This window comes from Leptolyngbya sp. PL-A3, from assembly GCF_039962325.1.
Lineage (GTDB): Bacteria > Cyanobacteriota > Cyanobacteriia > Elainellales > Elainellaceae > Vacuolonema.
Map to the genome: position 1 here is coordinate 333866 of NZ_JAMPLB010000001.1, position 14388 is coordinate 348253.

Here is a 14388-nt window from a genome sequence, read left to right on the forward strand (position 1 = left end):
AATCACAAAGCAAGAACTCTTTGGCTGGCGCTGCTTCATTGTATTCCAGGTATTGGCACCCAACGCAGGATGAAATTCCGCAGCCGCATCAACCAGGACGGCGGGCGTGGAAACCCATCCCTTTCCCACTGACGCAACAATGCGCGCCCCAAAGGGGTTAGGCGAAAGCTATCTGTTAGCCCCTGCCCGTCTACTTCCCGCCGCAAAACCCCGACTTGAATCAGCCAGAGCAAATCATTCTCGACGGCTAACTCGGAGATAGCGCGACGGGTAAATTGATGGTTTACTCCGGCTGAACCAGCGATCGCTTTCAAAGAAACCCCTTCCTGCCCCATCGCCTCATACAACAGCGGGCGAAATGGAGCACAACGAACAGCCTGCTCGGCCCGTTGAAGGGTTCGAGGCAGATAGGTAATCGATGAGTGTGAGGACTGAGCAGCGGACATAATGATTCCGAATAAAGAGAACAATCCCGTAAGAACCAATACAAATATAAGGATGACGGTGTTTTCCTCTACGGTCTATGGTAGTGGATTGTTTCTCAATTCTTCACAAATCGTACGGGTTCATCCTGATGCAGAATTTGTCAAAATTCAAACGAAGGTGCGTAAACAGATGCTAGGCCCGTCAAGCAGGAAAGCCAACGCTAACCTGCTGCTATTGGCTTTAGATTACCCATGTCAACCGCAAAGCTCACAATAATTCCATACGAAATGGAGCTACTTTTGAGGCAAGAGCATTAACTTTACCGTTGCACGCTCTAAAAATGCCAGGCTGACCCAATCTGCACTCACGATATAGTCTTGATTATGTCCTCGCTGGATCACCCTATTGTGCTGCAAAGCTTTGCGATGATTGATCGCGAGGTTGGTACCCACAATTTGTCCCCTGAAGCTTATGCGATCGCACGACGCGTTATTCATAGCACTGCAGATTTTGACTTTCTGCAATTACTAAAGGTCAGTCCCGGAGCGATTGAGGGGGCGATCGCCGCGATCCGCCAGGGAACACCCATTATCACCGACGTCAGCATGGTGCGCCAGGGCATTGCGACTAAGGTAGCCCAAACCTTTCAAAATCCCATCTGGGTTGCTATTGAGCAAGCCCCTCGCGAGGTACCCTCTCACAAAACCCGCACCGAAGCCGGAATGGATCAGTGCTGGCAGAAAGTACCCCATGGAATTTATGCCATTGGCAATGCCCCCACTGCTCTACTGACCCTTTGCAACCATTCTCGGCAAGCTAAAAATGCAGGAAACCCGGCTCCTGCCCTGATCATTGGAGCCCCCGTTGGTTTTGTCTCAGTGTTGGAATCGAAGGCGGCTCTATCCGAAACTCCCGTCCCACAAATTCGGGTGGAGGGGCGCAAAGGCGGTTCAGCCGTGGCAGCAGCTATTTTAAATGCATTGTTGCTCTTGGCCTGGGAGAGCCCCGAAGGAGAGAATTTCCTGTGATCCCCCCATATTTAAAGGAGAACCCCACACCTATTCAGGTCGTTGGGGTCGGCATGGATGGGCCTGTAGGCCTGTCTCAAACCACTCAACAGATGGTTCAGCAAGCTGCCTTGCTGGTCGGAAGCGATCGCCATCTCAGTTATTTTCCCGATCACCCGGCCCCGCAGCTGCGGTTGGGAGACTTTCAATCTACCTTTGATAAAATTCGCTCTTATCTCAGCTCGGCTGAAGCCAAAACTCCGGTCGTCATTTTGGTGTCTGGTGATCCTCTCTTTTTTGGGTTAGGGCGCTTACTGCTGCAACAGTTTTCTGCAGAGCAATTGACGTTTCACCCCCACCTCTGCTCAATTCAACTGGCCTTTAATCGCATTAAAGTACCCTGGCAGGATGCTTGTTTGGTGAGCGTCCACGGGCGATCCCCCGATACCCTAATTCGGGCTCTTCAACAGGGCGTCGAAAAAATTGCCGTATTGACAGATGAGGTCCATACGCCAGGAGCGATCGCCACTCTCCTACAAGAGTTAGAACTGCCCGTCACCTACCGGGTCTGGGTTTGCGAAAATTTGGGCAGTGTTCAGGAGCAGATCCGAGAGTTTGCCCCCGAGGATCTGGTCAACCATCGCTTTACGACCCTCAATGTCCTGGTATTGCTGCGCCAGGCTCACCAGACTGGGTTTCAAAATATATCTGAGTTGCCGATGTTAGGAGTTCCTGATTCGGCCTTTGCAAGCTTTAGCGATCGCCCTGGTCTCTTAACTAAACGGGAAATACGAGTGCTGGCTCTGGGGGAATTGGCCCTGCGTCCAGGGCAGGTCGTGTGGGATGTGGGAGCTGGAACGGGTTCCGTCTCTGTAGAGATTGCTCGTCTCTGTCCGACGTCCCAAGTCTTTGCTATTGAGCAGACGGCTGTGGGAATTAGCTTGATTCAAGACAATGTGCAGCGATTCCAGACGCCTTCGGTCATACCTTGCCAGTTCAAAGCTCCCGAAGGCCTGGATACTCTCCCCGCCCCTGATCGGGTTTATTTAGGGGGAAGCGGAGGGCAATTGGAGGAGATTTTGGAGGCGATCGCCCCTGTACTGAAACCTGATGGGGTCATTGTGGCAGCATTCGCCACGTTGGAACACTTCAGTACTTTAATTCACTGGTTAAAAGCTTCTAACCATGCCGACCAATGGCATGCTCATACCCTTCAAACTCAACTGGCTCGCTCGGTTCCTGTTGGCTCTCTCACTCGGTTGCAACCCCTAAATCCAGTCACGTTGGTGCGTTTAGAACGCATCTCCCGCGCAGAATCATGCATTGAATAACCTGTAATTCTTTGTATAAAAGAGGACGGTTTTACCCCCTTTTATACAAAGAATTACAGGTTGTTTTATTTGTGATTCTAAGGAGCTCAGCGATTGGGTGAGGTACGAGAGATGGATAGGGTCACACTATCCCTCGTACCTCGCCCAATCGCAAAATGCTGTATCACCAGACTCGTTAATACAAAGCCCAAGGGATAAAGTGCATTACGCTACGCTTTTGTATTAACAAGCAAAGACCAGGGAAAAGGGTGAGCATTTTGCGCTCACCCTTTTCCCTGGTCTTCATGAAAATACTGCGCGTGTAAGATTCGGCGTTTCAGTCCAGTGATTTGCCGAAAGGGATGTTTCTTCAAACATCCCTTTTTGGAAAAATCAAACTGCTCTTAGTGCTGTTTGAAATAGTTTGCGAAGAATTGACTTTTCGTAAGAGCACGAAAAGTCAATTCTTCAAATGATTTTTACCTATGGGATAGGCTGGACGATGACCTAAACACAGTCTCACAAAGCCCGTCGCACTTGTTAGCTAGCTATAGAAGAAATAAAAGGACTTTGAAGGCTCAGCGCTCTGAGTCGCAACCACAAAAGGTTCAAAGGCTTACTCCTCATCATCCTCATCTTCGTCTTCATCCTCATCAATGAAATCAATACTACCGTTCCGGTCGCGATCAATTTGAATTAGATGAATATGCTTGTAACCGAGCTTAATCTCAAATTCGTCTCCCGGTTGCAAGCCCATCTTTTCGGTGTAAGTAGAACCGATTACAATTTGGCCATTCTTATGGACACTCACCCGATAGGTCGGTTCACGGCCACGGCCATCTTTGTCACCTTCTTTACCAAGAGAAATACCCCGAGCTGCCAACAGTGCTTCGTAAAAAGCCGACAGATTTACCCGGGACTGACCATTTTTCCCAACGGTTTCATAGCCACAACGACGGGCTTTTTCCCGTGGAGTTAGGTCGGAAAGCTCCTTGACTTTTTGCAATAATGCTTTCCCTGTCAGTGGTGCGCTTGCAGTATCCGTCATTGCCCTAAAAATTCCCCTGCTTGCAAATGGATTTCTGAGTGTTGGTGATCAACCTGATGACATCCATACCTTGAAATATAGCTCCTAATTATAGAACTGAAATCAGAAAAAAAAATCGCAAAGTTGAGCGTAAATATTCGAGGTAAGCTCCTCTGCGTTGGTGAAGAATCCAGAATCTTCACACTATCTAGTATGGGGGCAGTATAGGGATTTCGAGTTCTTTGTTTATTTTTGTCTGTACTACTTATCGGTTAATCGCTACTCCCAATTGGGTCTGAAATCTATTCTTTCAATCGATGGGTAGAAATTGTAAAACCGTTTTTGGATTTTGGGAAAAATATAGCCCTCCAGGAAGAGCTTATGCTTCCATACTCGTCAATCTATATACTCTCAAGAAACTCACCGTTTCTTTTGTATATAGGAGAGTTGAGAGTGGTTCCTCTCAACTCCCTCACGGACGCCTAACAAACACACCTGTTATATTTCACCGGGCAAAACTACGGGATAGTTCTTCCCAGTGATGCGCTTATATTGTGCACTTATTCAAAACTAAAACCCAGAATCTTGATTCTGCTGTTACTTTGAATGGCAAAATCAAGATCTAAGGTTTGGGCGTAAGACGTGAGTAGGGCCACGCTCAGTTTCGTTGTGAGAGGAGAGTTCGGACCTGGTCTCTCCTCCTTCCTGCCACAATGCAATTGAACGGTCTAATTGATAGGACAAGCGCAGCAAATGATGGATGGATTTTGGGGCTGACGCATTTTTGTTGTGTATGGTGTACGAAGCACACCATACACAACAAAAATGCACCAAATATAGAGAGCTTGCATAGGCCTAACCTCCTCCCTGGACCTGTCGAAGGTAGACATCATTACAGAAGTAGAATGGCAAAAATGGTTCGTTACAAAGGAGGGTTCTATTGTAAGTTTCTCTTCATAGACCGAGACCGAGACCCGAGTTGTTTATTTTTATACCTCGTACTTTATTCAGGTAAATCATTGTAATTAGGGATGTTGCTGTGCAATGAGCTGTATTGTCCCTGATTGCAATGATTCACTGGCTATCATAAATGGCGTTATGCACAAGGTTAATGTTGTGTATGCTGTGTTTATCAGGAGGTGGGCATAATGAAAGATAAAACTGAAAATGCTGTGCTGCTCATGAAACGGACGGCACAGCATTTTCAGTTTTATCTTTCATTACAGCGCTTTGCGCTTGAATCAGCCACGATTGTTTTTGTGAGAGCCACGCTCCGCGCGGCTCTCACAAAAACAACCAGATTTTAAGCGCTTAAAAAGCGTTGCAAGTTGAGTTCCTTAGCAACAATAAATCTCCTGCTACGTATGAAATGAAATTCGCAAAATGGTTTAAAAACCTTATCTTTTTCAGCACATGCGTTTGGGATCGCCTGTAATAATGAGATATAGGGTTTTCTGGCTTTTATATCTCCTAGAAAGACCAATCTGATGCAACTTCAATTTAAGATTGTTCGGCAAACCGCTGGTTCAGCTCCTCATATACAAGAGTATCTCTTGGATGCTGACCCCGGTAATACCATTCTGGATTGTCTCAATCGCATCAAGTGGGAACAGGATGGCACTCTAGCCTTTCGTAAGAACTGTCGAAACACCATTTGCGGTAGCTGTTCTATGCGAATCAATGGCCGCTCCACTTTAGCGTGTAAAGAAAAGGTAGCGGACGAGGTAGCTCGCTTGGAGGCGATCGCCGCGACTACTCCTGATGGCACCCTTTCAGACATTCCCACTATCACTATTGCCCCTATGGGCAACATGCCCGTAGTCAAAGATCTCGTTGTCAACATGAAAAGCTTCTGGGACAACCTGGAAGCTGTGGATCCCTACGTCAGCACTCAGTCACGCCAAGTGCCCGAGCGGGAGTTTTTGCAGACCCCTGAGGAGCGCGATCGCCTCAATCAGATGGGCAACTGCATCCTGTGTGGAGCCTGCTACTCAGAATGTAATGCCCGCGAAACGAATCCTGATTTTGTCGGTCCCCATGCTCTAGCGAAAGCCTACCGCATGGTGGCTGATTCACGGGATGCTCGCACCGAAGACCGCCTGGAAAAATATAACGAAGGTACGGCTGGTGCTTGGGGATGTACCCGTTGCTACTACTGCAACTCCGTGTGCCCTATGGATGTTGCGCCGATGGATCAGATTAGCAAAATTAAGCAAGAAATCCTCGATCGCAAGGAAGCCACGGCTAGCCGTTCTATCCGTCACCGCAAGACCCTGGTGGAATTGGTGAAGGAAGGCGGTTGGGTGGACGAACGCAAGTTTGGTCTACGGGTTGTAGGCAACAACTTCCGGGATTTGCGGGGTCTTGCTAGCCTGGGGCCTTTAGGTGTGCGGATGCTGGTGCATGGCAAGTTCCCCCTCACCTTCGAGCCGTCGGAGGGGGCGGCGGAAGTGCGATCGCTCATCGAATCCGTGAAAGCGATAAAATTAGATACGCAATAACGCGAATTTGCTATGCCTTCAGATTCTCCAGATACCGCCCCCCAATCCTCGCCTGAAGCCAAGGCTCCTACCCCAACGGCAACTCCTGTGGGGACGCCCTCAGTCCCCGAAGCAGAACCTGCTTTTGGCTGGACACGGTACGCAGAAATTATCAACGGGCGCTTCGCCATGATCGGCTTTGTGGCCCTGCTACTGTTGGAATTATTTTCAGGTCAAGACTTCTTTACCTGGTTGGGTTTGCGCTAATCCGTTTTCCTGAATAGGTCTAAATCCCCGGTTTTTCCTAAAAAACTGGGGATTTCGTGTTACGGAGCGATCGCCGAAATTTAGACACCTGGTGTTTTGAAAACACCGGGTGTCTCGCATCCCACAATTTAAGCATTCGCCCGATTACAGCAAATTGCGAGCTTTCACTTGAAGGTAGCGTTCCACTAGAGCTTCGCTGATTTGGTTGGCAGGAGCATCCAGTACTAGGACACCCCGTTGCTTGAGTTTGGCAAGGGCTACTTTGCGTTGATTCATCAGATCCAACGCAACCGCGCGGTTATAGGTTTCGGAAATGTCAGTGCTGGGGGTGTGGGCGATCGCATCCACCGCTGGATCGCGCAACACGACGCAGAATGGCAAATAACGCGGAGTGAGCCGCTGCATTGCCAAAAGCAGTTCCCCTGAGGCGGTTTCATCCACTAAATCTGTCAACATCACCACTAGGGCACGACGGTGTTGCTGAGTTGTCGCTGTTGTGATGGCTCCTAAGTAATCCGGTTCCAGAAGAGCGGGTTGTAGAGGGGTAAGCCGTTCAATGAGCTTGGTCAGGTGATGCTGACCACGTTCCGGGGGAATCCATACTTGCATATCGCGATCGAAGACGCCAACCCCCACGCGATCGCCCCGATTCAACCCCGCCAATGCGAGAGAAAGCGTTGCATTTAATCCCCAGTTAAAACGGCTGATGCCTGCTACCTGAGCGGTCATCAACCGTCCCCGATCAAGCAGCACAATCACCGTTTGTTCTTGCTCTGGCTCCAGCACACGCACCAGAAGACGGCTGCGGCGAGCGGTTGCTTTCCAATCAATCAGCCGTGGATCATCACCTGTATAGTATTCGCGCAATTCGGTAAACTCAGTTCCCATGCCAGCGCGACGGGTTTTACGAATATTGCCCGTAGTTTGTACGGCCAGCCGAATCGAAAGTTCCTGCAACCCCATCAAATCAGGATAGACAGAAACTTTTGTGGATTGGGGAACGCGCCATTCCTGCCAGGCCAAACCCCATGGTCCCAACTGTCTAATATATAAGTCACCCCATGGATACTCTCCACGCTCAGCCGGGAAGACCGTGTAGTTGACTGTTTCTTCTGTATCTGGTGGCAATGACAACTTGAGCAGGGGCGAGCTGGCCTGAAATTGAGCTGGAAAATGATCCCGAATTTGGACTCGAAGAGGCTGTTTTGTATGGGTGGTTTGCAGATGCAGGTTTACAGGGTTATGCCGCCCAATAGATAACTTCTGGGCCACATCTCGTGTGATCTGAAGGCGCTGCGATCGCCCCCGTCGAACATCCACCAATCCCAACCCCAGGAGTATCAGATCGAAGAATAGGGTGAAGGCGATCGCCCCCTGCAACAGTAGTAGGTTGTCGGTGTTGTAGAGGGCGATCGCCATCCCCAACGCCGTACCCAGTAACACCAATTGATAAAGCCGAGCTGCAGGTACCATAATCTCTATTTCCCTTACCTGGGCACTGCCACCTGTCCCAGCAATCCGGTAATCACGCCATCAATTTTCATACCGTCTAATTGGGCTTCGGGGCGAAGAATGAGGCGATGACGCAACAGAGGTGAAGCAACCGTTTTAATATCGTCAGGGGTGACATAGTCGCGATCGCTCAACCAGGCATGTGCCTTACTGGCGTGCATCCAGGCCACTGCAGAACGAGGAGATGCCCCCAGATCCAGATCAGGATGCTGGCGCGTGCGGTGAACCAAACTCAGCAGGTAATCTAGTAGCGCATCGGTCATCTTTACCTGGCGGGCTTCTTGGCGGGCGGCGAGAACCTGGGCCACCGTGAGAATGGGCTTGAGATGGGCGAGATCTTGCCGCCGAGTTTGTAGGCCAGATTGCGCATTCAGCAACATTTGCCGCTCTGCCTTACTGTCGGGATAATCGACCACCAGCTTGAACAAAAACCGATCCAACTGAGCTTCAGGCAGGGGATAGGTGCCTTCGAACTCCAGTGGGTTTTGCGTGGCGATCGCCCAAAACAGCTCTGGTAATGGCAAGCTATCTCCGTCAATCGTCACCTGTTGTTCCTCCATCGCCTCTAGCAAAGCCGCCTGCGTTTTAGAAGGGGTGCGGTTGATTTCATCTGCGAGCAGAATTTCGGTGAAGATGGGGCCTTTGCGGAGGGTGAAATTGCGGCTGTTGAGGTCAAAAATATTAGTGCCCAGGATGTCTGAGGGGAGAATATCAGGCGTCAGTTGAATCCGGCGAAAGTCGGCTTGCATCAACTGAGCCATGACCTTGACCAGCAAGGTTTTTCCCGTCCCCGGCACTCCTTCCAGAATGACGTGTCCACCGCTGAGTAAGGCCACCAGCAATTGCCGCACCAGGGTTGTCTGCCCCACAATGACAGTACCAAGAGCCTGGGCCAAATCCACAAATGCAGCTTTAGAGGAAGTCATAAGAGGGGAGACGATAGGGCATCAGGGTAGATGACGGCGCACCTGGCGCAAGTTCTCCAACCAGAGTAGCAACTCTCGTTCGCGGAGACGACGTTTTTGTACAACAGGCGCCAGGAGGGATTGCAATTCAGTGGCGGGTTGTCCGGTCTGCTGAGTCCAGGCTTCTAGCAGTTGATCCGGTTCAACTGGGTCAACACCCAGGCCGAGCGATCGCTGAATCTGCTCCTGCTCATGACGCCCCACCGTTTCCATCACAAACTCACTGCTCTTGGCTTTGTTGAGTACACTTCCCAACGCACCAATATAAGTGGCGTTGCTGTCCGTCTTAGCAGGTTCTACTCGGAGGGGAGGGCCAAGGCGGCGATCGCCCCAAACGGCCAATAACAGCAATACCAAGGCTTGAATCGCCACAAGCAGCACCGGCGTGCGCACCAAATAGGCGAAGGCATTTCCCCGTTTCTCCTCGGCGAGAATGTCGGGGTCACGGTAACCATGCAGATATTCGTCTACCCAAACGGGATGGCCGGGCTCTGCTACCAGAGCTGCCAGGAATGGAATATTCCCCGCTTCATCCTGGTAGGCATTGGCAGCAAAGTAAGGGGTATTAATGTAGATGACTTGCCCTTTTCCAACCGCTTGTTCCCAGACCACACTGCCCTCGTCATCCCCTAAGCGGCTTTTATCTGCACCTCCCGCTTCGGGATAGCGGCGACGGGTTTCAATCCGCACCTTACCCTGAGGGCTATCCAGTACCGAGGAAAAAGGGGCTGCTGTGACCGGAGTTTGAATTCCCACCAGCACAACCGTATGCCCAACCCTGGCCCATTCCTGCTCGATTGGGGAAGGAGACCTGGGGACAGGGTTAATCTGCACAAAGGTGATGGATCGCGTTACAGGTGCCGTTGCATCCGTTGGGTCTTCGGTTGCCAGCCCTAACTCCTCGACCGGACGTTGCCATCGACGGACTGGAATCCCTTGTTCTTCCAGGTAGGCATACCAGGCTCCGTATCCATTGGGGGCACGATTGTAGGTAGAACCCTGCTGCTGTAAGGCATTGCGGGGAGCTAATAAGGTCAGGCCGATGAGACTCGCCAGAACGATAGCGACAATCCAATTGCGCCGCTTTTTCATGCACTGATCTCCTGAAATGCCCGCTGGCAGCGCTGGTAGGTTTCGGCAGTGATGGGGCGATCGCCAAAACACAACAGCTCATGCACCCGCACCAGTTCCTCATAGGGCTGGGGCTGGGGTAGCTCCGATAAGAGCGATAGGTATTCGCCATCGGTACGGCTGGATTGCTGGCGGATCAGGTCGGCATCGCTGAGTTTTTGCAGAGCGGCCATGTAGAGGGTACGGCAGGCTTCCCGATAGTTGCCCTGCTGTTGGGCGGCGTGCGATCGCCGCAACCACTCCTCGACAGGCGTTCCGACCTCCGGTGCTGTAGCTCCTACAACGACATAATCCGTACGGGCTAATCGCAATTCATTAATATAGGGAGCCAATAAGCGATAGAGCTGCCAACCTGCCCAGGTCGCCAACGTTACCGTGAAGGTCCAGAAGATGGTTCGTAGAAGCCATTCTGGGATTGCCCAGTTGGGAATATAGTCATTCGGGTTGCGATCGCCCCCAAACAAGATCAAATTCAGCCATTCACTCACCCGTCGCGTTTCTCGTTGGATCACCCACCCGGGGTTGATGCGTTGAAATTCGGTCGCCAGGGAGATCGGAAGCATTGCGATTGGGGAGAACATGGGCGATCGGACAGATCAAAGGGAGGTGCGTTCTGACAGAGCACTGTGCCCATCAAAGCATAACTATTTGGGTATATCCAAGCGCAGTGCACATAACAGAATACGGAACTTCGCACTTCACGGTAGAGTGTTACACAGTATTCCCCGGCTAGCCACTGGCTGGGCTCGATCAACCCTGCCCTTTCCCTATGACAAAGCTCATCATCCAAATTCCCTGTTACAACGAGGAACAAACTCTGGGAATTACCCTATCAGCACTGCCCCGCCATGTACCGGGTGTGGATAAGGTGGAATGGCTTGTCATTGATGATGGAAGCCGCGATCGCACCGTCGAAGTGGCCAAGACTTATGGTGTCGACCATATTGTTCGTTTCTCAACGAACCAGGGGTTAGCACGAGGCTTCATGGCAGGGCTCGAAGCTTGTCTCAAGGCTGGGGCCGATATCATCGTCAACACGGATGCCGATAACCAGTATTGTGCCGATGATATTCCCACCCTCATTCAACCCATTCTGCGTAAGCAGGCAGACATTGTCATCGGGGAACGTCCCATCTGGGATACTCAGCACTTTTCCTTTATTAAAAAGCTGCTCCAAAACCTCGGTAGCTGGATGGTTCAACTTGCCAGCAACACAAAAATTCCCGATGCTCCCAGCGGCTTCCGCGCTCTTAGTCGGGAAGCTGCCATTCAGGTAAACGTTTTCAACAATTACACCTATACCCTGGAAACCATCATCCAGGCTGGACGGCGAGGGATGGCTGTGGTTTCCGTGCCCATTCGAACCAATAGTCAGTTACGGAAATCCCGTCTCGTTCGCAGCATCCCCTCCTACGTCTTCCGCTCCGCCGTCACAATTCTGCGGATCTTTATGCTCTACAAGCCCCTCCGGTTCTTTACCTGGTTGGGCACCGTACCCCTCTTTCTAGGGGGTGCTCTGGGGTTACGCTGGTTGCTCTTATTCTTTTTAGTAGACCCAACCCGTTCCCGTGCACCTAGCTTGATTCTGGCTGCCGTTCTGATTCTGATAGGCTTTCAGCTCTGGATGTTTGGCCTGATCGCAGACTTGCTCTCAGCCAACCGCCGACTGCTTGAAGAGACTCAGCTACGGCTCCGTCGTCGCGACCTCGATCAGCACGAGTAAGCCCCCTTGCGTGGGTTGAGCTTCCCGAAACGGGTTTTCGATGATGCTTTAAGATAAAGTCTGAATTTTTGGTAACGATAATAAACGCCATGTTGCGAGACCTTTTTGCCCGCGAAGCCCTGGCTCAGATCCCGATTATTTTGACCTTGTGCGATCGCAACCCCCACAGCCCCACTTACGGCTGTTTTGATCGCAACTTCTGGCATTACAAAATCATCGACTTCCCCAGTGGCATGGCGCAGGAGTTCGTCCTTCCCCTGACCCTGGCTTATCAGACCGATTTACCCAGCAACCCCTTCTACCAACAAGATGTTATTCGCGACTGGGTAGAAGCTGGAATCCTCTTTGCTGCTCGCAGTGCTCATTCTGATGGTTCCTGCGACGACTACTTCCCCTTCGAACGGGCCGGTGGAGCTGCTGCTTTCTCGTTGCTGGCCTGTCTAGAGAGTTATCGCCGCTTGGGCCTGCAAGACGATCGCATGCTCCGCTTCTTTACGCGCCGTGCCGACTGGCTTGCCCACCACCAGGAAAGCGGCCAACTGACCAATCACCAGGCATTAATCGTACTGTGTCTGGAAATCCTATCGCCCATGCTCAACACCAACCAATGGGATCGTGCCAAGGCCCAGCGGTTAGAGCAGGTACTCTCCTGGCAAAATCCTGAAGGTTGGTTTCAGGAATACGAAGGTTGCGACCCCGGCTACCATACACTGACAATTTCTTGTCTGGCGTGGATTTACGAACTAAATCCAGACCCCCGCATCAAAGAAGCCTTAATCAAAGCTGTCAACCTGGCAGCCCAGTTTGTCCATCCCGATGGCTCCTTTGGCGGCGAATACACCAGCCGCAACACTTACAACTTCTTCCCCGACGGCTTTGAGCGCGTTGGTAAGTGGATGCCCGAAGCCCTTTCCATCAACGATCGCTTCCTCCAAGGCTTAGCTACAGGTAAAGCTCCCTGCTACGCCGACGACCACATCATCGGCCACCACACCTGGAACTATCTGCTAGCCTGGCAAGACTTTATCGAACAACGCCCCCCCGTCTGGCCTCATCCGGATGGTCGGGTCTGGCTAGAAAATGCGCAAATTCTCATCGATCGTCGTGAAGGAACTGAACTATATCTGGCCCTCAATAAAGGCGGTGTGTTCAAACTCTTCCGCAACAACCAGCTTGTTGTCTCTGACACCCAATTCTCCCTTCAGGCCCGTCAGGGGAAGAAGCTAAAAAATGCTGTCGGCCACCTCGTTGGCGGCTATATTGTCGAGGTCGAACCGAACACAATTACGATTCGTGGCAACCTCGGCTGGGCCAAACAAAAACAAATGACCCCTCTCAACCTGATGATTCTGCGAATCGTCATGCTGACAGTCGGTCGCTTCTTCCCCAACCTGATCCGATCGCTTCTCCAAAAAATCCTCATCGTCGGCAAAAAGCCCGCTCCCTTCCGCTTCGTTCGCCGCCTCCACTGGTTCAACGGCCACTGGAATGTCTCCGACGAACTCAAAGCCGAATCTTGGGACAACGTCCTTACTGCTGGTATCGGAGCCGACCAGACCTCCATCTACGTCGTCATGAGTCGAACCTTCCAATCTGGCCAACTCCAACCCTGGCTCGATCTCACCGATGAAGTCCGCCAACTCTCCCCCAATCAATCTCTCAAACTAGAACGCCAGCTCTAACAAAAAAGACAGAGCTCTATCAACATGCTCGCCATTCTTCTCAAGTCCTTGATTTTGTGCGCGACGCTCACGCAAAATCAAGGGCTTGAGAAGAATGGCGAAGGTACTGTCTATCCTAAAGATTTGTTTTCTTTGGCGCGTAAATCTAATTCAAACCCTCCGATGCGAAGCGCCACACTCATCATTCACCGATTGCCCTTTGCTTGAGGGGGTTTAAGGACGGTGCTCCGTCCTCCAGGCTAGGGATTTGAGGCGCGATGCGTCCCCAAGCCAGGTTTTGAATACCTACCATACCCACAGCTCATTCCAAAAAGCTATTGCAAAGAGCTCCTATCAACGTAAAAAACTGAGTTCGGATTAGGGCATTTTCGAGTACCACACGTTGCGCGGCACTCGAAAACGCCCTAATCCGAACTGAGGTTAAAAAACAATTTAGTTCAAAGCCTAGAAAAACATCGAACCATCTATTTTTTCCAAAATCTACTCTGATGAAGTTTCTCTAAACCTGAAAAGGGAACTTATACAGTGCGCAGTTACCTGATAAGTTCCCTGCTGTCGCTTTGCAAAGGGATTTGATAGAAAATCCCTCCACAAACGAAGTCCACAACTTCGGATTTACCATCCTGATTCCCATTCCATAACCGTGTCATAGCTTTCATAAAAGCTTCACAAAAGCCTCCTATCTCTTTAAGAGGGATTTCGGGAATTCTCCGGTAACCCCCTGTATATCAATGAAGATTCGGGGCTCTTGCATCTCATCTCGTAAACAGGTCAAAAAACGTGGAACTTCAAGATTCTCCTACAGTCTTGATGACTTAGCCCTGATTTGCGGGAACACTAACCGTAGCGAACTCGAAC

Annotated in this window: 13 protein-coding genes; 7 read left to right on the forward strand and 6 right to left on the reverse strand. The window is 50.9% G+C overall.

Going from position 1 to position 14388, the window contains the following annotated elements:
* Positions 1–35: 35 nt before the first annotated feature.
* Positions 36–446: an Npun_F0494 family protein gene (locus NDI52_RS01385; protein ID WP_190774033.1), complete on the reverse strand. Its 411-nt coding sequence runs from the start codon at positions 444–446 to the stop codon at positions 36–38.
* A 363-nt stretch (positions 447–809) separates the two neighbouring features.
* On the opposite strand from NDI52_RS01385, the gene NDI52_RS01390 reads away from it, so the two are divergent.
* Complete coding sequence (locus NDI52_RS01390; protein ID WP_190774034.1) at positions 810–1454, forward strand: precorrin-8X methylmutase; 645 nt, start codon at positions 810–812, stop codon at positions 1452–1454.
* The gene (gene cbiE, locus NDI52_RS01395; protein WP_347280092.1) at positions 1451–2764 is read left to right on the forward strand and encodes a precorrin-6y C5,15-methyltransferase (decarboxylating) subunit CbiE; all 1314 of its coding nucleotides are present in this window, start codon (positions 1451–1453) and stop codon (positions 2762–2764) included. The genes NDI52_RS01390 and cbiE overlap by 4 nt, the downstream gene beginning before the upstream one ends.
* 595 nt (positions 2765–3359) lie before the next feature.
* Here cbiE and NDI52_RS01400 read toward each other — a convergent pair.
* Entirely contained in the window at positions 3360–3791 is a 432-nt protein-coding gene (locus NDI52_RS01400; protein ID WP_190774035.1) for an AbrB family transcriptional regulator, read from the reverse strand.
* A 1127-nt stretch (positions 3792–4918) separates the two neighbouring features.
* On the opposite strand from NDI52_RS01400, the gene NDI52_RS01405 reads away from it, so the two are divergent.
* The 3 genes from NDI52_RS01405 to NDI52_RS01415 all read left to right on the forward strand — a co-directional run bounded on the left by NDI52_RS01405 (position 4919) and on the right by NDI52_RS01415 (position 6517).
* Positions 4919–5077, forward strand: coding sequence for a hypothetical protein (locus NDI52_RS01405; protein WP_190774036.1), 159 nt, complete (start codon positions 4919–4921; stop codon positions 5075–5077).
* Between the two features lie 180 nt (positions 5078–5257).
* Positions 5258–6271, forward strand: coding sequence for a succinate dehydrogenase/fumarate reductase iron-sulfur subunit (locus tag NDI52_RS01410; protein WP_190774037.1), 1014 nt, complete (start codon positions 5258–5260; stop codon positions 6269–6271).
* A 12-nt stretch (positions 6272–6283) separates the two neighbouring features.
* Positions 6284–6517, forward strand: a complete 234-nt coding sequence (locus NDI52_RS01415; RefSeq protein WP_190774038.1) for a chlorophyll a/b-binding protein — start codon at positions 6284–6286, stop codon at positions 6515–6517.
* Between the two features lie 144 nt (positions 6518–6661).
* Here NDI52_RS01415 and NDI52_RS01420 read toward each other — a convergent pair whose 3' ends face one another.
* The 4 genes from NDI52_RS01420 to NDI52_RS01435 are packed head-to-tail and all read right to left on the reverse strand — an operon-like array spanning position 6662 to position 10688.
* A complete protein-coding gene (locus tag NDI52_RS01420; protein ID WP_190774039.1) occupies positions 6662–7990 on the reverse strand; it encodes a DUF58 domain-containing protein in 1329 nt (442 codons plus the stop codon).
* Between the two features lie 14 nt (positions 7991–8004).
* Positions 8005–8955 (reverse strand): MoxR family ATPase, encoded by a 951-nt coding sequence (locus NDI52_RS01425; protein ID WP_190774040.1) that lies wholly within the window; start codon positions 8953–8955, stop codon positions 8005–8007.
* Between the two features lie 21 nt (positions 8956–8976).
* A complete protein-coding gene (locus NDI52_RS01430) occupies positions 8977–10086 on the reverse strand; it encodes a DUF4350 domain-containing protein (protein WP_190774041.1) in 1110 nt (369 codons plus the stop codon).
* The gene (locus tag NDI52_RS01435) at positions 10083–10688 is read right to left on the reverse strand and encodes a DUF4129 domain-containing protein (RefSeq protein ID WP_190774042.1); all 606 of its coding nucleotides are present in this window, start codon (positions 10686–10688) and stop codon (positions 10083–10085) included. The genes NDI52_RS01430 and NDI52_RS01435 overlap by 4 nt, the downstream gene beginning before the upstream one ends.
* A gap of 206 nt (positions 10689–10894) precedes the next feature.
* Between NDI52_RS01435 and NDI52_RS01440 the strand changes: the two genes are divergently transcribed.
* Both NDI52_RS01440 and NDI52_RS01445 read left to right on the forward strand, forming a co-directional pair.
* Positions 10895–11848, forward strand: a complete 954-nt coding sequence (locus NDI52_RS01440) for a glycosyltransferase family 2 protein (protein ID WP_190774043.1) — start codon at positions 10895–10897, stop codon at positions 11846–11848.
* Between the two features lie 89 nt (positions 11849–11937).
* On the forward strand, positions 11938–13530 hold the full coding sequence (locus NDI52_RS01445; protein WP_190774044.1) for a hypothetical protein: 1593 nt from the start codon (positions 11938–11940) through the stop codon (positions 13528–13530).
* Positions 13531–14388 lie beyond the last annotated feature (858 nt).